Here is a 20,774-nt window from a genome sequence, read left to right as displayed (position 1 = left end):
GAACGGTCTTTACAGGCAAACGCCTACCGATCGCCTGTTGAAGTTCATCTCACTTCAATGTCGATCGTTGTTCGTTACTGCAAGGGTTGCCGGCAACACAGAAGACGTTTCCTGAATGGTAAAAAGACGTGACCGATGGTCACCACCTGATGCAAGCGTGTGATCTACTATCACGTATGTGACAATCCAGCTTTTAAACCGTGCACTTTCGGCCCTCAACGGTCACATATATTCAGATTTGTGACCGTTGACTCCGTTTATGTGCGCATTCACATTTAAAATGATGATTTTTCTTTCTCAAGTGTCACACAAATGAATATATGGGGCATTTAGGCTTCTTTCCACACCGTGACCAGTAGGCCAGAAACGAGAACCGTGTAACGGGAGTACATAGAAAACACGGGGGCGTCTTTTGACCACCGATGTTGCACTTGTGCTCTGGAGTACAAGCATCCGCCTGCAGTGGAAAGCAACAACAAACTGTGCAATTAGGAAAATGTTACGTTCATTCTATATAGTTTCAAACATCCGTTTATGGAATCAGATTCAATATTCTAACGACACTCTATATAAGTTGAACAAAATAGTTTCTTCAAGAACCAGTCGTACGCTTGGTAAAGTGGAGAATGTGCTCGAGTTGAGCGAAATCGCAGGAAAAACGGTATATTCCCATAAACTAAGTATTAGAATGAACGAACTCGGTAACAGATGATAAGGTCGTGTACACCCCCGCCCCGAAGTAACCACAACACGTCGTCTCGGTTCGCGTCGAACCAAGCCCGATTTTGCTTCTGCCCTACTAGGGCCGACAGGTAACTCACTTATGAGCAATGAATCTGCGCGCAAATTGGCACCCAGCAACGCGCTACCCCTCCCACTCAACGCTCAACAGCGCAAATTAGGAAAATCTTACGTTTATTCTATTTTGAAGACTGCTTTTTAACGAAAAAAAGCGGATGTTCCAAAGGAACATCCGCTTTGATCTTATTTCACTTCATGTGTAAGGCATGCATCGTAAAGGTTGTTGTCTTTTAGGACACCAATCAATGTTTCACCGATAACTGCAGGTGTTTCTGCAACTTCGATGCCACACGCGCGAAGCGTTTTTTGCTTTTCTTCTGCTGTACCTTTACCACCAGAGATAATCGCACCGGCATGACCCATACGCTTTCCTGGAGGTGCAGTGGCACCGCCGATGAATCCGACGACAGGCTTCGTCATGTTTTCTTTAACCCATTCAGCAGCTTCTTCCTCTGCAGTACCGCCGATTTCACCTATCATAATTACGGCTTTTGTATCTTCATCTTCGTTGAAAAGTTTCAACGTATCAATGAAATCTGTACCGTTAACAGGGTCACCACCAATACCGACCGCTGTTGATTGGCCGATGCCGTTGGAAGACAGTTGATCTACTGCTTCATACGTAAGGGTACCTGAACGGGATACAACACCGACGTGACCTTTTTTGTGAATGTAACCAGGCATAATGCCAATTTTACATTCTTCAGGCGTAATAACACCTGGGCAGTTCGGTCCAACGAGGCGAGTATTTTTTCCTTCCATATAACGTTTCACTTTTAACATATCAAGAACTGGAATTCCTTCTGTGATACAGATGGCTAGATCAAGTTCAGCGTCTACCGCTTCCATAATTGCGTCAGCTGCAAAGCCAGGTGGAACGTAAATGACTGTTGCATTTGCTCCTGTTGCTGCTTTCGCTTCAGATACTGTATTAAATACAGGAACACCTTCAATTTCCGTACCGCCTTTTTTCGGTGTGACACCGCCGACGATTTGTGTACCGTATTCAAGCGCTTGCTTTGTATGGAATAGTCCGGTACTGCCCGTAATACCTTGAACAATAACCTTCGTATCTTTGTTAATTAAGATACTCATTGTAGTTGGCCCGCCTTTCTATTTTACTAAAGCTACAATTTTTTCTGCGCCATCAGACATCGTGTCTGCAGCTGTAATGTTAAGTCCTGATTCTTGAAGGATTTGCTTACCTTCTTTCACGTTCGTACCTTCAAGTCTTACGACAAGAGGGATTTCAAGGCCGACTTCTTTCGTCGCCGTTACAACACCTTCTGCAATAACGTCACACTTCATGATCCCGCCAAAGATGTTGACGAAGATTCCTTTTACGTGCTTGTCCGAAAGAATGATCTTAAAAGCTTCGGTTACCTTTTCAGCTGTTGCACCGCCCCCAACGTCGAGGAAGTTCGCGGGTTCGCCGCCTTTATACTTGATGATGTCCATTGTAGCCATCGCAAGACCTGCACCATTTACCATACAACCGATGTTTCCATCGAGGGCAATGTAGCTAAGATCGAATTTAGACGCTTCAATTTCTTTCTCGTCTTCTTCATCAAGATCGCGGTACTCCACGATGTTGTTTTGACGATAAAGTGCATTGGAGTCGAAGTTCAACTTCGCATCAAGTGCAAGCACGTCACCTTGCTTTGTCGTTACAAGTGGGTTGATTTCAGCGATGGAGCAATCGTTATCAACGAATACTTTATATAATCCATCCATGAACTTCACGGCTTTGCCGAGCGCGTCCTTTGGAATGTTCATATTGAAAGCAAGTCTTCTCGCTTGGAATCCTTGCAAACCAACAGCAGGATCAATGAACTCTTTGAAAATCTTTTCAGGAGTTTCCTCAGCAACTTCCTCGATTTCTGTACCGCCCTCTTCAGAGCCCATAAGTACAATACGAGAAGTACTGCGATCAAGTACTAGTCCAATATAGTATTCTTGGTCAATGTCACAACCCTCTTCAATAAGAAGGCGTTTCACTTCTTTTCCTTCAGGTCCAGTCTGATGCGTGATGAGCGTTTTTCCTAGAATTTCATCTGCGTATGTACGCACTTCATCTAAGTTTTTCGCTACTTTTACACCGCCGGCTTTTCCGCGTCCACCTGCGTGGATTTGGGCTTTTACAACACTGACTTCTGTAGATAGCGACTTGGCTTTCTCAACCGCTTCATCCACTGTAAAAGCAACATGCCCAGTCGGTACAGCAACACCGTACTTTCTGAGTAACTCTTTACTCTGGTACTCATGAATATTCATGTTCTTTCCATCCTCCCTATGAGTACATTCAGTTTCATAAGATGCGGACGTTTGGCGAATGAATCGCCTACCGCAAGCTCATTACACACATGTTTAATCGTAACACAAAATGTTCGTCCTCAAAAGTTATATGTGCAATAACTTTCAATCTTGCCCACACATTTCCATTAAAAACGTCACGCATTGGGCACGCCCTTTATTATACATTAGTTCTGACGATTCGACACGGTTAGTTTTTTGGGAAAATAACTCATGTGTACGTCATCAACGTAAGAACCGTCCGCTTCTTTCCGGAGCTTCTCTACTCTCGCGTCTTCCAAAAATCCGAATTTATCATAAAGACTGATTGCTCGCTTGTTCGAGGCATACACTTCCAGTGATACTTTTTCTAGTCCTTCTTCTGCTTCGGCCCATTTCAAAAATTCAGTGAGCAACTTCTTGCCAATGCCTTGACCAGTGAAGTGTTCTTGGATACTCATGCCCATCATCCCCCCGTGCTTGTAACGCGCGCGCTCGTTTCGTAAAAAGCCGAGCATCCCGATAACCTGTCCGTCATAAATGGCGACAAACATACAGCCCCCTGGTTGCAAATGTTGTCTCAACCACGTCGTTTCAACGGATACGTCGATCTTCCATTCATCCAGTGTACGCCCCATGAATGCAGCATTTTCTCGCAATACTTGTTTTTTATGATTGATGATTGAAACGAGGTCTTGAAGCTTCACATCACGAATGATTACAACATCATACATTTCTAAATACCTCCTGAAAAGAAAAGGGCTTGCCACTGTGAGATCCACTCACAGGCAACCCCCATATCTTTATGTGACATTCAACGCTTTAAATTGACTCATCACTAAGTCGTAATACTTGCCTTTTTCTTTCATCAGCTTCTGGTGATTGCCCTGTTCCAGAATATTTCCTTGTTCCAAAACAATAATGTTGTCCGCTTCACGAATGGTCGATAACCGGTGAGCAATCATAACCGACGTTCTCCCTTTCAAAAGCGTGTTTAACGCTTCTTGAATTTTCAGTTCTGTCTCTGTATCAATACTTGCAGTCGCTTCATCCAAAATAATAATTTTAGGATCTGCAAGTAGCGTCCGAGCAAAAGAAAGAAGTTGTCGTTCTCCAACGCTTAAAATGTTCCCGCGTTCTTCAACTTCAGTTTCGTAACCGTCCTGAAGCCTTCCGATGAATTCATCCGCACCAATCGCTTTAGCCGCCTGTTCTACTTCTTCATCGCTAGCTGAAGGTCGGCCAAAACGGATGTTTTCTCGAATCGTTCCAGAGAATACAAACGTATCTTGAAGCACAGTGCTCACTTCTTCTCGTAAGCTGTTTAATTGATAATCTTCAAGCGCGTTTCCGTCAAGATATACACGGCCGCCTGTCGGGTCGTAATACCGGCCAATCAGGTTGGCAATCGTCGATTTCCCTGAGCCCGTATGACCGACGAGTGCAACCGTGTCCCCTGCATCGATCTTTAACGAGACTCCGTTCAACGCTTTTCTCGATTCATCATAACTGAATGTCACATCGTCAAAGACAATTTCTCCATCGAGCTTTTCAGCTGCGTAACCGTCCGCTTTATTTTTGATGTTTGGCCGCTCGTCGAGAAACTCAAAAATTCTTTCTGAGGAAGCCATCGCAACGAGCAGCTGGTTGTACACTTGCCCGAGTCGAGAGATCGGCTCCCAAAACATCCCGAGAAAGAAAGCAAACGAAACGAGAACACCAAAGCCAATTGATCCTTGAGCGACGAGGTACGCGCCGTACCAGATGAGCACTGCCGAACCAAGGGCGTTAGACATTTCCACAAACGGACGAAAGTATGCACTTTTCTTTGAAGCTTCTTCCCAAGCGTCATAATTCTCGCGGTTGATGCCATCAAAGAAATCCATGTTGTTGTTTTCTTGAGAAAATGATTGCGTCACGCGAACCCCTTGAATGCTTTCATTCAAGTGCGAGTTTAATTTCGCTTGACGAATTCTGACGGTTTGCCATGAACGACGAATATTTCTTCGTAATTTCGTTGAAATGAAAAACATGATTGGCAAAACAATTAAAACCGCTAACGCCAATGGTGGACTAAGTGTAAAGAGGATGATAATGATGCTCACGAGCATGACGATATCCATGAGCATGTTAATAATCCCGTTTGTAAATAGCTCTTGCAACGCATTCACATCGTTAACGACGCGTACGAGGATCGATCCTGCCGATCGTGAATCAAAGAAACGGTTGGATAACCCTTGAATATGGTTAAACAGTTCCTTTCTTAATGCATGGATCGCGTTTTGACCGATTTGATTCGTCCACTTTATCCGAAATCGGTTCGCAAATAATGAGAAAATATACAAACTTAAAGCAAGAACCGCTAGTTGCAGCATTAAACCGTAATCCTCGTCAGCGAGGGCGTAATCGAGTGCCCACTGACCGATGATAAGCGGAACAATCAGCCGAACGATTGTTGTAATGAGCATGGCAACAATCGCTTTAGGGATGAGTCCTTTGCTTTCTTTCATGTACTTGAACAATCGAGCTAACTTTTCCCAGTTGAAAGGCTTCTCGATTGCCGTGTCTTGACTGTAATGAAATCGCTCCATTACACGACTCTGCTTACTGTTTTGCTGTGACACGAGGCTTGCCCCTTTCAACTAATCGTTTGCGCTTTAATTGCTTCTAAATCTTGATACTGAATATCAAATATTCTACGGTAGAGGCCATTCTTTTCTAATAGTTCATCGTGACGTCCCCGTTCTTTTATCGTGCCTTCTTCTAATACAAGGATCTGATCCGCATGTTGAACACTCGAAATTCGATGGGCAATAATAAATGTCGTTCTGCCTTTCATGAGCTCCTTAAATGCGGCTTGAATCTTAAACTCCGTCTGCATATCAACAGCACTCGTCGCATCATCAAGAATGAGTATGCTCGGGTTCACAAGCAATGCTCTTGCAATTGAAATTCGCTGCTTTTGTCCTCCAGAAAGCCCCATGCCCCGCTCTCCAAGCACCGTATCATAGCCGTTCGGTAGCCCTTCAATAAATTCATGAGCATCTGCGCGTTTCGCCGCTTCAACAATTTCATCTAAAGAAATACTCGGATTTCCGTAGGAGATGTTGTCACGGATTGAAGATGAGAAAAGAAAGGGCTCTTGAAGAACAAAACCGATGTTTGCGCGAAGCGATTGCACCGTATAATCTCGATTGTCAATTCCATCGATAGTGATGGATCCGTTCGTTGCTTCATAGAACCTGGCGATTAATTGTGTGATGCTGGACTTTCCAGCACCTGTCCCTCCCATAAGACCAATGGTTTCGCCTTCATTTGCTTTGAAGTTAATGGACGAAAGAGCAGCCTTTTTCTCGGAAGGATAATAAAAATCAACATCTTTAAATTCTACTTCTCCCTTTAATCGTTTGGCGTCTGTCGCGTTAGGAAGATCTTGAATATCTTCAGGCTCATGCAGCACTTCAAGCAAACGCTCTCCTGACGCTTTCGATTGGCTAAAGGTGTTAATGATAAACCCTAAGTTCATAAGTGGGCCCATGATGTACCAAACGAGGCTGAAGAACGCAACAAATGCTCCAGGCGTTAACGTCCCATAAATCGCTAAGTATCCTCCGTAAGCTAAAAGAAGGACGACGGCGATGTTTCCGATGAATTCCATTACTGGAAAGTATTTCGCCCAAATCCCTGACGTAAACAAATACCGATCTCGATAGTGAGAGTTTTTATCATCAAATCGCGTCTTCTCAAAGTCTTCTTTGGAGAGTGATTTGACCGTTTGAATACCACTGACGTTCTCTTGAACGCGCGTATTTAAACTGGCCATTGAGATACGAATTTCTTTAAACGCAGGATGTACGAAGCGGTCAAACCGTTGCACGGTTACCGCGAGGACTGGCATCATAAAAAGCGTGACTAACGCCAATTGCGGTGAATAATAAAACATGACGATCAAACTGAAAACGACAATCATAAAAAAGTTAAATAACTGCGCAAAACCAAATGATAAAAAGAAACGAAACCCTTCTACATCCGCGGTAAGTCGCGACATCAAGTCGCCTGTACGAGCATTATCGTAATAGCGAAATGGCAAAAATTGCAACTTTTCATACAATCTTTTTCGGAGTTGGTAGACGGTTTGAATGCCGAACAGATCCCCCCAATATTGATTGAAAAATGCTGCGACTGCCTTGAGCATCATCACGAAGATAAACCCAATGGATAAAATGGGGATGAGACTGTAGTTTTGATTCACAATCCCTTCGTCAATTGCCAGCTGTAGAAAAATAGGATAAACGACAGTTAAGCCAGTCACAAAAATGAGTGAGAGAATGGAGCCGATAAAGTACTTACGATAAGGCCAGAAAAACTGTTTTAACTGCTTAAATATCTGCATATATGCATCACCTTCTTGTCACATTAAACTATCATTCAGAAACGTTGAAAAATTGTCACTCGATAAATATACCGTGTTTCGAAATAAAATGCTAGCGATTTTTGGAAATTATCTAAAAATGTCCGAGTCGTTTTTACGATAGAAAAGGCATGATGTTTTCACGCAACCATGCCTTTGCCTTTTGAAACAATTAACGATCAGATTCTTTTTGCTCGTCTTGCTTCTGCGATTTTTTGTCGTTAGCTTTCGCTTTGGCATCCTGTTCAAGCGCAGCATAATGAATGCCAAATTCATGTGCAATTTCTTCGTTAAATTGAGTCATCAGCGTCTCGCTTTGTGTTACGTCGAGCAAATTCTTTTTTTTCGTCAACGCTGGTCCCTCCTTTCTTATCTATCCCCCCCTATCGTTCCCGTTTGTTTGGATTTCTTTCATTTCTCTCTCCACTTGATAAATAAAAGCAAACACTTCAGCAACCGCTTCATACAAGTGCTCTGGGATCGGCTCATTCATATGTAAATGAGACAATAATTCAGCAAGAGACGGATCCTTTTGTACCGGAATTGCTGATTTCTCCGCGGATTTTTTGATCTGGTCAGCCACATGTCCATACCCTTTTGCTTTGACAACGGGCGCGTCTGTGCGATCTTTGTCATAACGAAGAGCGGCTGCAAAATTTCGTTTCTTCTTCATATTCTTATGTCCAATCGCTTTGAAGTTTTCGTATTTTCTTGCTCATTTTTTTGTAGTGTTAATACCGGTTCTCCATTTTCTGGCTCTTCCCACTGAAATTTTGACAACACAAATCCTGCTTGCTCCAGCCGATCGGTTAAAAGCGGGGTCATGACCGTCTTTATCCACTCTGGTTCCTGTTGTTTTGTGCGAATGTTTAAGAAAAGTTGCTCTTTGACGACTTGCATGTCAATGACGGTGTCACCGAGCATTTCCAGATTTAGAAAAAACAGAATTCGAAAAGCTTCATGATGCTCTCGCTTGTGTAGTAAAAACAAATCGGTATATGTTTCTTCTCGCTCTAGTGGAATATAAAATGCTTGAAAGTCATGAATTGCAGCGAGCAGATGCGTGCCGGCAATTTGTTGGGCAACGGAAGTAAACAATGTTACCGCCTGCGGGCTCATCTCCGTATTCATACCACGCTCCAACGTTTGCACGAGCATTCGTTGACTTGTACTCGTGTCTAGTAATTGTTTCACTTGTTGTACGTGCATCACTTCTTGGCCAACAAGTCGCTGCAGAGCTACGCGTTCATGAGCGGTTAGGTTTTGAAGAGAGAGGATCGTTTTCAAACGCTCAAACATCTGTGAAGAAGGGGTTAACCAAGTGCTCCACTCACGCGATTGAGTATACGCTGGATACGTCTCTTTTAGTTGGTGTATAAATGTCTCTCTCGTCGCGGTTGCCACTCCCTCGTTCACAAGCCCAATCCTCGCCAGCAACATTCTTGCCCCTTCTCCCCTACGATGCGGTACTTCTCGTCCAGTTGCTTCTTGGAGCAATTGCTCCAATCGGGAGGTCGTCACTGCCTGATTTGCTGAAACAGACGATCTTTCTAAAAGGGTCGTAAGCAATTGTAGAAATTGATTGGAGGACGGTGTTGCCGCTTGCATCGTCGTGGAGCTTTGCAGTTTACGAAGGAACGCTGATGCCCCTTGGTCTCCTCGCGTGAAAGCGTCGATGGCTTGATAGACCGAAGGGGTTAACGGCAAAAGTTGTTGAATCATCGCTCCGACAATCTTCACTGCGTGCGCATCTTTTCTTCCAATCGCTTTTAGCAGTTCCCCCCCTTGTTGCAAAGCATTCGTAGTAAACGGCGTTTCGTCTCTTAAAAAACGACCGAGCAACGCCCGTTCCTGCCGGTTATTCCCTAGACCTGTTGCACTCAATTGGTCTTTAGACGGGGAGTTGGACGGGGTGGGAAATACTTTCAAATGGACCTCACCTTTAACCGACTGCACTTGAAATAAATAGCGCTCATTCGCTGTGAGCGGGGCTTCGAGACGAGCAACCATCGAACCGCCGGATGTATGTACAACAGCTTGACGTCCCCTATAAATCTTTGTAATTCGTCCACTAAACCATTGGCCAGGCGTTAGTTTAGGCTTACCAAGCGTTAGATCTCTTGACACCGATAATGAACGGTTTATGTTTTGATGGTCCATACCTACACCCTCTCTTAGAGTAAACGTTCGGCGACTGGACGGAAACTCAAGCGATGTTCAGAAGAAGGTCCATAATCATCAAGAGCATCAAGATGGCGCTTCGTCCCGTATCCTACGTGCTGGTCAAATCCATACACCGGGAAGCGTTCATGAAGCTCCCTCATAAACCTGTCTCTTGTCTCCTTAGCGACAATCGAGGCGGCTGCTATGGCAGCACTGTGCTGATCACCTTTCGTCAGTGAGGTTTGGCGAATGGGCACGGGTAACGTCATCGCATCAACGAGTAAATGATCCGGTTGGGTCGGCAATGTTTCAATCGCCCGTTTCATTGCTAATTGCGTAGCATAATAAATGTTGATTTCGTCAATTTCTTCAACAGTCGCCTCACCAATGCCTACAACGCACGTTTCCATAATGAGGGTATATAGACGGGCTCTCTCTTTTTGTGAAAGTTTTTTTGAATCATCAATGCCCGGCAGCATCACGTGCTCAGGGATTATAACTGCAGCTGTCGTCACCGGTCCAGCTAGTGGACCTCGCCCGACTTCATCAATGCCTGCAAAGTTCCACGTGCGACAGAGACGATACTCTTCATTTCTTTTATCGGTATATATGTTCAAATCTGTTGTTTGTTTTTCGATGAGTGCATCGTACTGGGAGAGAAGCTTTTGAATGCCTTTTCTTTCGTCTGCACGCAGCGCTTTAAGCCAGTTCTCGTCATGCACTGCACCTTCTTCAAATAACTGGGCTTTCACTGCCTTTATGCTTTCCTTATTCATCGTTTTCTCCTTTTTAAAAAAAGGGAGCGTTACGTGTAGACGGTCGTTATGGCCGTTCTAGCGTAATTCTCCCTAACTTCTCTGAACGAAACTCCCTCAAAATCAGTTCGGAAGTTTGATCAAAATCGATGTCTCCTCCGCTCATTAGACAGCCTCTTCTTTTTCCAATTTCTTCAAACCACGCCACATCTTCAGTCGGAGCTTCTTTTATGTTATAGCGCACAGTTAGCGCATTTGGGTATTGTTCTTTAAGATAACGAATCAAATATAGGGCAACATCAGAAAAGTCTAGACGCTCATCTTTAATGGCTCCTGTCGCTGCCAATCTAAGGCCGACCGTTTGATCTTCAAACTTTGGCCAAAGGACGCCTGGCGTATCGAGCAGCTCCATTTTTTTGCCAACTTTTAACCATTCGTTCTTTCTTGTCACCCCTGGTTTATTCCCGGTTGTTGCTTGGTTTCTCCCGACAAGTCGATTAATGAGCGTCGATTTTCCTACGTTTGGAATGCCGACAATCATGGCACGCACAGAACGTTGTCGAATGCCTTTTTGCTTCAACTTATCCATCTTCGGTTCTGCCTGATTGAGCACTTCTTTAATGAGCGTTTGTATGCCTGTGTTTTTCTTGGCGTCCACCACGACTGCTGCTTGTCCACGTTGTTCGTAGTGGGCGACCCACTCTTTCGTTCGTTCTGGATCTGCTAAGTCTGGTTTCATAAAAACGAGCACTCGCGGCTGGTCAGTTACGACTTCTTCTAACACCGGATTTCTAGAAGATTCTGGGATGCGGGCATCAAGCAGTTCAATCACGACATCGACTTTTTTAATATTTTCTTTCATCTCCCGGATGGCTTTAGCCATATGTCCGGGGAACCATTGTATTGTCATGGTTACAACTTCCTTTACTTTTAGAAGTGCGAAAAAGGAGCCTGTATGGTGGCAAGCTCCTTTCGTTGGTCTACAATTTAGCGAAGTTCTTTTACTCTTGCTGCTTTTCCTTGAAGTTTACGCAAGTAGTACAATCTTGCTTGACGTACGCGACCACGGCGCTTCACGTCAATCTTAGCGATTCTTGGTGAATGAACCGGGAATGTACGCTCAATTCCTACACCAGAAGAGATCTTACGCACGGTAAACGTTTCGCTAATTGAACTTCCGCGACGCTTGAGTACAACACCTTGGAATACCTGAATTCTCTCACGAGAACCCTCGACAACTTTAACGTCGACAGCGACTGTATCTCCAGGACGGAAGTTAGGTACATCACTCTTTAGTTGAGCTTTGTTAATTTCACGAATAATGTTTGTCATAAGGCATACTGCCTCCTTTCTTCTCGGATGCTCTTACGGGATTTCCATAGCGGAACATCGGATTCAAGGGCTTTCGCCACAACTGCTATCATAGCATATGGACAGCCGTTCTTCAATTGTTTCCTTCAAATTCTTTTATCCAAACGTGTTCTCGTTCGGACAGTTCTTTTTGTTCGAGCAAATCCGGTCTCCGCTGCCACGTTCGCTTCAGCGCTTCTTTTTCTCGCCACTCATGAATACGCTCATGATGACCAGAGAGCAACACTTCAGGTACGTGCAAACCATTCCACTCGGCTGGTCGGGTGTATTGAGGATGTTCCAATAAACCGGTACTAAACGAGTCTTTAACCGCCGATTCATCATTTCCGAGCACTCCAGGCTGCAAACGAATGACGCTATCTGCAACAATCATCGATGCCAGCTCCCCACCGGTAAGCACGTAATCCCCTACAGAAATCTCATCTGTGACGAGCGTGCGAATACGTTCATCATACCCTTCATAATGGCCACAAATAAAAACGATTTGATCAGCGTCGGCAAGCTCTTCCGCTTTCTTTTGTGTGTATGCTTCGCCTTGAGGGCATAACAGGACGACTCGTTCCTTTTCTGTGCGAGGAATTGCCTGCAACGCATCGTGAATCGGTTGCGCACGAAGCACCATGCCTGCACCACCGCCAAACGGGTAGTCATCGACTTTCTTGTGCTTATTATCGGTATAGTCTCGGAAATTCGTAATCGTGTAAGTGGCACTACCTTTATCATTCGCTTGTTTCCATATGGAAGACTCTTTGACTCCAGTAAACATCTCTGGAAAAAGCGTTAGAAAATGAAGGTTCATTCGTCTAACAATCCTTCCATTAGCCGCACGGTGACGACTCGTTCAGAACGATTGACATCAATGATGACATCATCAATATACGGCAATAACACGTCTTTTTTCATCGGTTCATGTCGCTTGACGACCCACACGTCATTCGCTCCAGGAGAAAGTATTTCTTTCACGACACCAAGCGTTTGTCCATCAGTTGTAACAACGTTCAACCCGACGATTTCACTATAGTAGAAATCACCTTCTGGCAAATGCTCGCGCTCAGATTCATGCACTTGCAATTCAGCATCTCTAAGCGTATCTGCGCTCTCCTTAGAATCAATGCCTTCTAACGTGAGAAGTTGAAATTGCTTATGAGTCCTTGAGCCTGTAATTTTAACCGATGAACGGTTTTTGTTTTTGCCAAGAAGAGAAAGTGTGTTACCTACTTGAAACCGTTCTTCTTTGAAATCGGTTGACGGAATGACACGCACCTCACCCCGCACTCCATGGGTATTAACAATCGTCCCCACTTTAAAATACTCAGTGTTTGACGTCATGATCTCCTTGATCTCCTTTAGTGCGAATCTCTGTAACCATACCATCTTCAATGATGATTTCATCTTCTAGCTTATGGTCTGCCCATTTGTCGCCGACTTTTACATCGGTCGTACGTTTCAACGTTTCACTTGTTACAAGAGAACCTTCTGGAAGCGTACGAATCTTATTCTCACGAAAAGTAATGCTTTCAATTCGTTGTGTACGCTTCTTTATTTCCGCGTTAAACCTCGTTTTTACGAGCGCTTTGTTGTTGGCATCGGTTTGCTCTTTCGCTTGTTTCTGTGATTGAAAACGGAGTTGTTCCGTCTCCGTCATCAAACGCTGCTTGTCTTGTTCCATTTTAGCCAATAATTTCTTCCGATAGTCTTCGGTGAGTACATGACGAACGAGCACTTTCTTTTCAATTCTCATTGGATCACCTCTAGTTGATATGTAATACTTTCAATATACCATTAATCTTGTCCGGATTGAGCAAAAACGAGTAAAAAGAAAGAGGAAGGCTTCGCCTCCCCCTCACACGTCCTTAATCAGCAATGTTTAGTCGAACCTTTCCGTGATCCCGGTTCGCTGCGGCCAAAACCGTGCGCAATGCGCTTGCAACTTTGCCGCTTTTGCCGATGACTTTCCCCATGTCTTCCTTGTGCACAGACAGCGTTAACACTGTCGTTCCTTCTTGTTCCACTTGGTCTACGTGAACGTCTTCAGGGTGATCCACAAGCGTCTGGGCAACGGTCAAGACGAGTTTTTTTAGCATCGGTTAACCTACTTGCCGTTCTTCGCGTTATGGACTTTCTCCATAAGGCCAGCTTTAGAGAATAGGTTACGTACCGTGTCAGATGGTTTAGCTCCATCTAGCATCCACTTAAGCGCACGCTCTTCTTTCACATCAAATGTGTTTTCTGTAAGAAGCGGGTTGTACGTTCCAATCTCCTCGATAAAGCGACCATCACGTGGTGCGCGAGAGTCCGCAACAACTACACGGTAAAAAGGTCTTTTCTTTGATCCCATTCTTTTAAGACGAATTTTCGTTGCCATAATCCTCAACCTCCATTATATTTGTTTTCTTTTTTGTTTAAAAGGCAGAACGCCTTGCAATAATTCTAGTGAATTCATCGCACATTAGCCTATTATAGACAAAATCTTTTCATGTGTAAAGGGTTTTTCCTTTTCAGCATAAAAATCTTTGTCTACTTCATAAACGGGAGCTGCATCCCGCCTTTTCCTTTTTTCTTGCCTGTCATTTGTGAAGACATCTGTTTCATCATTTTTTTCATATCATCAAACTGTTTGAGCAGCTTATTCACATCTTGAACGGTCGTTCCACTACCTTTAGCAATTCTTCGCTTTCGGCTAGCATTCATCAGTTTAGGGTCGACTTTTTCCGCTTTCGTCATGGAACGAATGATCGCTTCCACTTTTCCAATTTGGCTGTCGTCAACTTGCATGTTCTTTAAGCCTTTCATTTTCCCAGCACCTGGAATCATCCCGAGTAGGTCTTCTAAAGGCCCCATGCTCTTCACTTGATCGAGTTGTTCCAAAAAGTCATCAAACGTCAAGTCGGCATTGCGCATCTTCGCTTCCAACTCTTTGGCTTTCTCTTCATCGACGTTCGTCTGTGCTTTTTCAATTAATGAAAGTACATCACCCATACCGAGAATTCGAGACGCCATTCGCTCTGGATGGAATGGTTCAAGTTGGTCAATCTTTTCACCCATTCCGGCGAACTTAATCGGCTTGTCAGTGACCGCGCGAATCGATAAAGCTGCCCCTCCGCGTGTATCGCCGTCTAGCTTCGTTAATACGACGCCATTAATTTCGAGCTGTTCGTTGAAATGTTCGGCAACGTTAACGGCATCTTGACCGGTCATCGCATCGACAACGAGAAGAATTTCATCAGGAGTTACAGCGTCTTTCATCTGCAGCAGTTCACCCATAAGTGATTCGTCCACATGCAAACGACCTGCCGTATCCAAGATGACCGTGTCATGTTGGTTATCTTTCGCCATTTGCACACCTGCATTGACGATGTCCACCGGGTTTTTATCGGTCCCATCCGAGTACACAGGCATATTTAATTGCTTTCCGAGTGTATTCAACTGGTCAATGGCCGCTGGACGGTATACGTCAGCGGCAACGAGCATCGGTGTTTTGTTCTTTTGCTTTCGCAAATAGTTGGCAAGTTTCGCCGCTGTCGTCGTTTTACCTGCACCTTGCAAACCGACCATCATAATGATCGTAGGAGGTTTGTTCGCTGTAGCAATCTTGCTTTCTTCAGCGCCCATCAATTCAGTCAGTTCTTCGTTGACGACTTTGATGACTTGTTGGCCGGGAGTTAAACTCTTCATCACTTCCTGGCCAACCGCCCGTTCTTTAATGCGGTTTACGAATTGTTTCACGACTTTAAAGTTCACGTCGGCTTCGAGCAAAGCAAGCCTCACTTCACGGGTCATTTCTTTGACGTCCGCTTCGTTAACCTTTCCTTTACCCTTAATCTTTTGCATCGTTTGTTGAAGTCTTTCCGCTAAACTTTCAAATGCGATTGGAATCCCCTCCTTACTCTTCGGCTCGTTCTAATTCTTCACTAATCCGGAGTAATTCCCGGTTATCTGTCTCGTCACCGATCTCTTTAAGTGCCTTGTATAGCTCTTGTCGAATTCGGTATCGATGAAAAAGACCCAGCTTCGCCTCATAGTCTTCAAGCATCTGTTCACTGCGGCGAATATTATCATACACCGCCTGCCTGCTCACCTCATAAAGTTCAGAGATCTCACCGAGCGAATAATCATCGTAATAGTAGAGCTTTAAATAATTGCGTTGTTTGTCTGTGAGAAGCGAATGATAGAAATCAAACAACGCGTTCATTCTCATCGTCTTTTCAAGCACTGAATTCACCCTCACTGTTAAGTGAATAGCCTTTACAATTAAATGTTACAAGCTGCGCGTCACGCTGTCAAGAAACGGTTAGTCCTCTTCTTTCTCGACCATGTTTTGAAAAAGTCCGTACGTGAACTGTTCCGCTTGAAACGGCTGTAAGTCATCCATCTTCTCGCCTAGCCCAACAAATTTCACTGGTATATCAAGCTCGTTGCGAATGGCGAGCACAATTCCACCTTTCGCCGTACCATCAAGCTTCGTTAACACAATCCCGGATACATCGGTGGCTTCTTTAAATTGTTTTGCTTGGGCCATCGCATTTTGACCAGTCGTTGCATCCAGAACGAGCAACACTTCATGAGGAGCGCTCGGTACTTCACGTTGGATTACACGCTTCACTTTCTCAAGCTCTTTCATGAGATTCACTTTATTTTGCAAGCGGCCAGCGGTATCACACAAAAGCACATTCGCCCCACGAGAGCGGGCAGCATGAATGGCGTCGTACATGACCGCTGCAGGGTCTGAACCTTCGGCTTGCTTGATTACATCTACACCGACGCGCTCTCCCCAAACCGCTAACTGTTCAATCGCCCCTGCACGAAATGTATCCCCGGCGGCTAACACAACTTTTTGGTCGGTTTGCTTGAAGTGGTGTGCGAGTTTACCAATCGTCGTCGTTTTTCCAACACCGTTCACACCGACGAACAAGATGACAGTCATCCCATCGGGGTTCATTGTAAGCTCACTGTCATGACCGGTAAAATCGAGTCTTTCGGTCAATTTTTCACTAATGATCGGTAAAATATCGTGACTGTTTTTAACATTTTTCAGCTTTGCCTCATCTCTAAGTTCATCAACGAGTTCCATGACCGTATTCACGCCAACATCTGCCGAAATGAGAAGTTCTTCAAGTTCTTCAAAGAAATCTTCGTCTACAGTTCGATACTTTGCAGCGAGACTGTTCATTTTCTCAGAGAATGAATCTCTCGTCTTTTGCAAACCATCTTTAAATTTATCGGTCATCGAATCGGTTTGATTCGTCACGCGTTCTTTAAGTTTTCGAAAGAAGCTCATGTCATCTACACCTTTCCACGATTTAATCTCCCGAGACGATGGCCTCGAGTTGTTCGGTTTCTTCTAAACGAACGGAAACAAGTCGCGATACACCTGATTCTTCCATTGTGACCCCATACAGTGCGTCACAAGACGCCATCGTCCCTTTTCTGTGTGTAATGACGATGAATTGGGTTTGGTGAGCGAACGACTGTAAATAGTTTGCAAACCGAGTGACGTTCGCTTCATCTAACGCGGCTTCCACTTCGTCCAATATGCAAAACGGCACCGGTCTCACGTTCAAAATCGCGAACAATAGAGCAATGGCAGTGAGCGCTCGCTCTCCACCAGAGAGTAGGGATAGCGCCTGGCGTTTCTTTCCTGGTGGTCGAGCAAAAATATCAATCCCACTCTCGAGCAGATCATCTGGGTCGCTCAGCTCGAGGTCAGCCTCTCCTCCCCCAAACATTTTCCGGTACGTTTCTTTAAATTGTGCGCGGATTTGCACGAACGTCTCACGAAACTTCCGCGTCATCTCCTCATCCATCTCGCGAATCGCTTCTTGAAGAGTGCGTCTAGCTTCTAATAGATCTTCTTGCTGGCTTTTAAGGAAATCGTGACGTTCGGAAATCCGTTCAAACTCATCAATCGCTCCAAGGTTGACAAACCCAAGCTCATCAATCGCTTTTTTTAGCAGCTTCACTTTCGTACGTGCTTCGTCCACAGGAATGGACAGCTCATAGTCACGTCTTGCCGCTTCATAACTTTGTTCATATTCGGATTGCAGACGGTTTAGCAAGTGGTCGAGTTCAATGTCTAACCGGTGAAGGCACAGTTCCTCATCTTGCTTTTTCGTTGCCTCTTCACTTACCCGCACTTCGTAACGTTGAACTTGCTCTTCTAACAATTGAAGTTGTTGTTTCACTTGCTCACGTTTTGCTTTGCCATCCTCAACCTTCGCCTGCTCAGTTTTCTTTTCCTCAGATGTCAACTGAATATCATCATCAATCGTCGATGAGCCTTCTGATAAGTCACCGAGTCTTGATTCTAATGTTTTCCGCTCATCTTTGGCGGCTTCAAGACCTTTCTGATGTTCTTTTACATCCGCTTGCAACCGTTTGACGGTTTGTTGCTGACTTTCGAATTGTTCTTTTTGTTTCGCCCGCTCAATTCTCATCTCCGTCACACGCTCTTGGAGATCTTTCTCCGAGGACTCTTCTTCTTTTTTGAGCGCTTCTTTTTGTTCGATCGACTGCTGGAGTTGTTGTACACGTGTGACGAGTGACTGCTCTTTTTCTTCGGTTCGTTCCACATGCTCTTCGGTATCGGTAAGCTCTTGTAAATAAGCTTCTCGCTCTTTAATATACAAGGAATGATGCGCCCCGTCCCGCTCCTTTTGCTGGGCAAGTTGTTGGGCTTGTTCTTTTGCTGTTTCCAACTCTAAACGAATGGTTTCACTTTGAAGGAGTTGTTCCTGTTTCTTTTCTTCAAGTTGAGCGAGTGTCTCTTTTTCAGTCGCAACTCGTTTTTCAAGAGATTGAATCGCTTCCTCAATAGACGTTTGCTTTTCTCGTAGCTCTTCTCGTTCACGCTTCCTACCGAGCAGCTCCATTCCTTTACGCTTCTCGCCCCCGCCAGTCATCGACCCTCCAGGGTTGATCACGTCACCGTCCATCGTAACAATTCGGTTTTTATAGTTGACCATTTGCGCTAATTGATTTCCTGCTTTTAAATCTGTCGCAATAATGACGGCTCCGAGCAAGTTGCCAATGACCGGTTCGAGCTGTTGTTCATACTGAACGTTTTCTTTAGCCGTCCCTAAATAGCCATCATGGGTTTGCAGCTTTTTTACGAGAGCTTCAGGAATTGTACGCGCTCGCATGACGTCTAACGGTAAAAATGTTGCCCGACCTTCTCGGTGGTTTTTCAAATACTGAATGGCTTGACGACCTGAACGTTCGGTATCAACGACGACGTGTTGGAGCGCACCGGCAAGTGCCGTCTCAATCGCCGTCTCAAACTTCTTATCAGAAGAGACGAGGGATGCGATCGGACCGACAATCCCTGTCAGGTTCTCACGGTCCTTTGCTTGAAGAACAGCTTTAACTCCTTGAAAGAAGCCAGCGTGTTCTTGCTCCATTCGGTCTAGCAAAGCGAGTCGTGACGTCACATCTTCCCTCGATCGATACCCACGATAGAGATGATCTTCTGTGTCTACCTTCTTTTGGGTCGCCTGCTCAATCTCTCCATCCAACGATTGCTCATCATCATTGGCTGCTTCGCGCTTGGCTTGAAGTGCTTTCACACGTTGAATCGCCTCTTGATGCTGCTTATCCTGAGCTTTTAACTCCTCATCTGTCCCTTTATTCTCTTCATCCAAGATGCGCAAGCGATGGCGTAGCTTTTTTCGTTGTTCATCGTGATAACGCAACTCATTCTTTGTGGCAGCTTGTTCATTCAAAACATCGATATACGTCGTTTTTAATGTTTCAATCTCTTCTTCAAGATCCTCTTTCGAACGGCTTGCACGGTTCGTTAACTCTTTCCACTGTTCGTCTAACGCCGTTAATTGATTCGTCTTTTCTCGAAGATCCTGATCTTCATCATCCAACTCTGTTTTCTTTCTTTTCCATTCACTTTCAATCGCCGTAATCCGTTTGTCCAACTCATCCAAACGGGTATAGGCATTCGTCCCTCGTTCGTCCATGAGCTTCTTGTGGCCTTCTTGTTGCTGAAGACGTTCACTAGCTTCTAACAATTTCGTCTGAGCAGATTCTAAGTTTTGTTCAATGTTTTGAAGTTTATTTGTTTCTTCTTTTCTCGCATCCGTATACGAAGCCAACTGTTTCTCTTCTGTTTTCAGACGTTCCTGTAAGGTTTCGACATCTTGTTTGGAAACAGACCATTTTTTATGTTTGTCTTCAATGTCAATCGCAAGAAGTGCGACATCTAGCGCAGTTAATTCTTCTTTTTTCTCAATGTATTCTTTTGCCGTTGACGCTTGGATTTCTAAAGGCTCAATTTGCTGCTCGAGCTCATGCAAAATGTCTTCTACCCGATCCAAATTCTCCATCGTTTCTTGAAGTTTCTTTTCTGATTGCTGTTTACGAGATTTATACTTCAATACGCCTGCCGCATCTTCAAACATCGCTCTACGCTCTTCAGGTTTAGAAGAGAGAATCTTTTCTACTTCTCCTTGCCCGATCATGGAATACGCTTCTTTGCCGAGCCCAGAGTCAACGAGTAAATCTACGAGATCTTTTCTGCGACAACTCGTCCCGTTTAACTTATATTCGCTCTCCCCACTCCGAAACAATTTACGCGTCATACTAATTTCCGTATAGTCCGATTGTAAATGACCGTCTTCATTGTCTAACACGAGTGTAACTTGAGCGAGGTTCACTCGTTTTCGCGATTCACTGCCAGCAAAAATGACATCTTCCATTTTTGATCCACGAAGCTGTTTGGCGGACTGTTCTCCTAGCACCCATCTCACGGCATCCGCAACATTGCTTTTGCCGCTACCGTTTGGGCCGACAACGGCGGTAATTCCTCGGTCAAAGTCTACGGTCAGCGGTGACGCAAAAGACTTGAATCCTGAAATTTCCAGTCGTTTTAAATGCATACATGTACCCTCAATTCAACCTTACCCCTTATTTCCTGATCTGACTTTTTTTACGTCTCACCTTTTCAAACATGAAAATCGCCTCTAAAATAAAAGAGA

Annotated in this window: 20 protein-coding genes; all 20 read right to left on the bottom strand. The window is 44.6% G+C overall.

Annotated elements, in window-relative coordinates:
• Window positions 1-984 precede the first annotated feature (984 nt).
• Window positions 985-1,896 carry a succinate--CoA ligase subunit alpha gene (gene sucD / locus ACE1TF_RS02300; protein ID WP_042404459.1) on the bottom strand — a complete coding sequence of 304 codons (912 nt, stop codon included), beginning with the start codon at window positions 1,894-1,896 and terminating at the stop codon, window positions 985-987.
• Between the two features lie 18 nt (window positions 1,897-1,914).
• Entirely contained in the window at window positions 1,915-3,075 is a 1,161-nt protein-coding gene (gene sucC, locus ACE1TF_RS02295) for an ADP-forming succinate--CoA ligase subunit beta (RefSeq protein ID WP_042404461.1), read from the bottom strand.
• 206 nt (window positions 3,076-3,281) lie between these two features.
• Window positions 3,282-3,827, bottom strand: a complete 546-nt coding sequence (locus ACE1TF_RS02290) for a GNAT family N-acetyltransferase (RefSeq protein ID WP_375013891.1) — start codon at window positions 3,825-3,827, stop codon at window positions 3,282-3,284.
• Between the two features lie 69 nt (window positions 3,828-3,896).
• Entirely contained in the window at window positions 3,897-5,684 is a 1,788-nt protein-coding gene (locus ACE1TF_RS02285) for an ABC transporter ATP-binding protein (RefSeq protein WP_375014097.1), read from the bottom strand.
• A gap of 47 nt (window positions 5,685-5,731) precedes the next feature.
• Entirely contained in the window at window positions 5,732-7,486 is a 1,755-nt protein-coding gene (locus tag ACE1TF_RS02280; protein ID WP_375013889.1) for an ABC transporter ATP-binding protein, read from the bottom strand.
• Between the two features lie 190 nt (window positions 7,487-7,676).
• Complete coding sequence (locus tag ACE1TF_RS02275) at window positions 7,677-7,856, bottom strand: hypothetical protein (RefSeq protein WP_152549179.1); 180 nt, start codon at window positions 7,854-7,856, stop codon at window positions 7,677-7,679.
• Between the two features lie 21 nt (window positions 7,857-7,877).
• Window positions 7,878-8,177 (bottom strand): EscU/YscU/HrcU family type III secretion system export apparatus switch protein, encoded by a 300-nt coding sequence (locus tag ACE1TF_RS02270; RefSeq protein ID WP_375013887.1) that lies wholly within the window; start codon window positions 8,175-8,177, stop codon window positions 7,878-7,880.
• Window positions 8,174-9,664 (bottom strand): hypothetical protein, encoded by a 1,491-nt coding sequence (locus ACE1TF_RS02265; RefSeq protein WP_375013885.1) that lies wholly within the window; start codon window positions 9,662-9,664, stop codon window positions 8,174-8,176. Before ACE1TF_RS02265 ends, ACE1TF_RS02270 begins: the two co-directional genes overlap by 4 nt.
• 14 nt (window positions 9,665-9,678) lie before the next feature.
• Window positions 9,679-10,443 (bottom strand): ribonuclease HII, encoded by a 765-nt coding sequence (locus tag ACE1TF_RS02260; protein WP_375013883.1) that lies wholly within the window; start codon window positions 10,441-10,443, stop codon window positions 9,679-9,681.
• A 46-nt stretch (window positions 10,444-10,489) separates the two neighbouring features.
• Window positions 10,490-11,332: a ribosome biogenesis GTPase YlqF gene (gene ylqF, locus ACE1TF_RS02255; protein ID WP_042402024.1), complete on the bottom strand. Its 843-nt coding sequence runs from the start codon at window positions 11,330-11,332 to the stop codon at window positions 10,490-10,492.
• 77 nt (window positions 11,333-11,409) lie between these two features.
• Complete coding sequence (gene rplS / locus ACE1TF_RS02250; protein ID WP_042402021.1) at window positions 11,410-11,754, bottom strand: 50S ribosomal protein L19; 345 nt, start codon at window positions 11,752-11,754, stop codon at window positions 11,410-11,412.
• A 112-nt stretch (window positions 11,755-11,866) separates the two neighbouring features.
• Window positions 11,867-12,592 carry a tRNA (guanosine(37)-N1)-methyltransferase TrmD gene (trmD, locus tag ACE1TF_RS02245; protein ID WP_042402019.1) on the bottom strand — a complete coding sequence of 242 codons (726 nt, stop codon included), beginning with the start codon at window positions 12,590-12,592 and terminating at the stop codon, window positions 11,867-11,869.
• Window positions 12,589-13,122: a ribosome maturation factor RimM gene (gene rimM, locus ACE1TF_RS02240; protein WP_042402016.1), complete on the bottom strand. Its 534-nt coding sequence runs from the start codon at window positions 13,120-13,122 to the stop codon at window positions 12,589-12,591. The genes trmD and rimM overlap by 4 nt, the downstream gene beginning before the upstream one ends.
• Window positions 13,106-13,534 carry a YlqD family protein gene (locus ACE1TF_RS02235; RefSeq protein ID WP_042402014.1) on the bottom strand — a complete coding sequence of 143 codons (429 nt, stop codon included), beginning with the start codon at window positions 13,532-13,534 and terminating at the stop codon, window positions 13,106-13,108. The genes rimM and ACE1TF_RS02235 overlap by 17 nt, the downstream gene beginning before the upstream one ends.
• A gap of 112 nt (window positions 13,535-13,646) precedes the next feature.
• The gene (locus tag ACE1TF_RS02230; RefSeq protein ID WP_042402012.1) at window positions 13,647-13,877 is read right to left on the bottom strand and encodes a KH domain-containing protein; all 231 of its coding nucleotides are present in this window, start codon (window positions 13,875-13,877) and stop codon (window positions 13,647-13,649) included.
• Window positions 13,878-13,885: 8 nt separating this feature from the next.
• Window positions 13,886-14,158 carry a 30S ribosomal protein S16 gene (gene rpsP / locus ACE1TF_RS02225; RefSeq protein WP_042402009.1) on the bottom strand — a complete coding sequence of 91 codons (273 nt, stop codon included), beginning with the start codon at window positions 14,156-14,158 and terminating at the stop codon, window positions 13,886-13,888.
• Between the two features lie 152 nt (window positions 14,159-14,310).
• The gene (gene ffh / locus ACE1TF_RS02220) at window positions 14,311-15,663 is read right to left on the bottom strand and encodes a signal recognition particle protein (RefSeq protein WP_042423597.1); all 1,353 of its coding nucleotides are present in this window, start codon (window positions 15,661-15,663) and stop codon (window positions 14,311-14,313) included.
• A 13-nt stretch (window positions 15,664-15,676) separates the two neighbouring features.
• Window positions 15,677-16,006 (bottom strand): putative DNA-binding protein, encoded by a 330-nt coding sequence (locus ACE1TF_RS02215; RefSeq protein WP_042402007.1) that lies wholly within the window; start codon window positions 16,004-16,006, stop codon window positions 15,677-15,679.
• Between the two features lie 78 nt (window positions 16,007-16,084).
• Window positions 16,085-17,071 (bottom strand): signal recognition particle-docking protein FtsY, encoded by a 987-nt coding sequence (ftsY, locus tag ACE1TF_RS02210; RefSeq protein WP_042402004.1) that lies wholly within the window; start codon window positions 17,069-17,071, stop codon window positions 16,085-16,087.
• 22 nt (window positions 17,072-17,093) lie between these two features.
• Window positions 17,094-20,675, bottom strand: a complete 3,582-nt coding sequence (smc, locus tag ACE1TF_RS02205; protein WP_375013878.1) for a chromosome segregation protein SMC — start codon at window positions 20,673-20,675, stop codon at window positions 17,094-17,096.
• Window positions 20,676-20,774: the final 99 nt, after the last annotated feature.

Origin of the sequence: Geomicrobium sp. JSM 1781026, assembly GCF_041949955.1 — a bacterium.
In the GTDB taxonomy this organism is placed as follows: domain Bacteria; phylum Bacillota; class Bacilli; order Bacillales; family Marinococcaceae; genus Geomicrobium_A.
The sequence above is the reverse complement of the archived record's forward strand: the minus strand, read 5'-3'. Positions and strand labels throughout refer to the sequence as shown.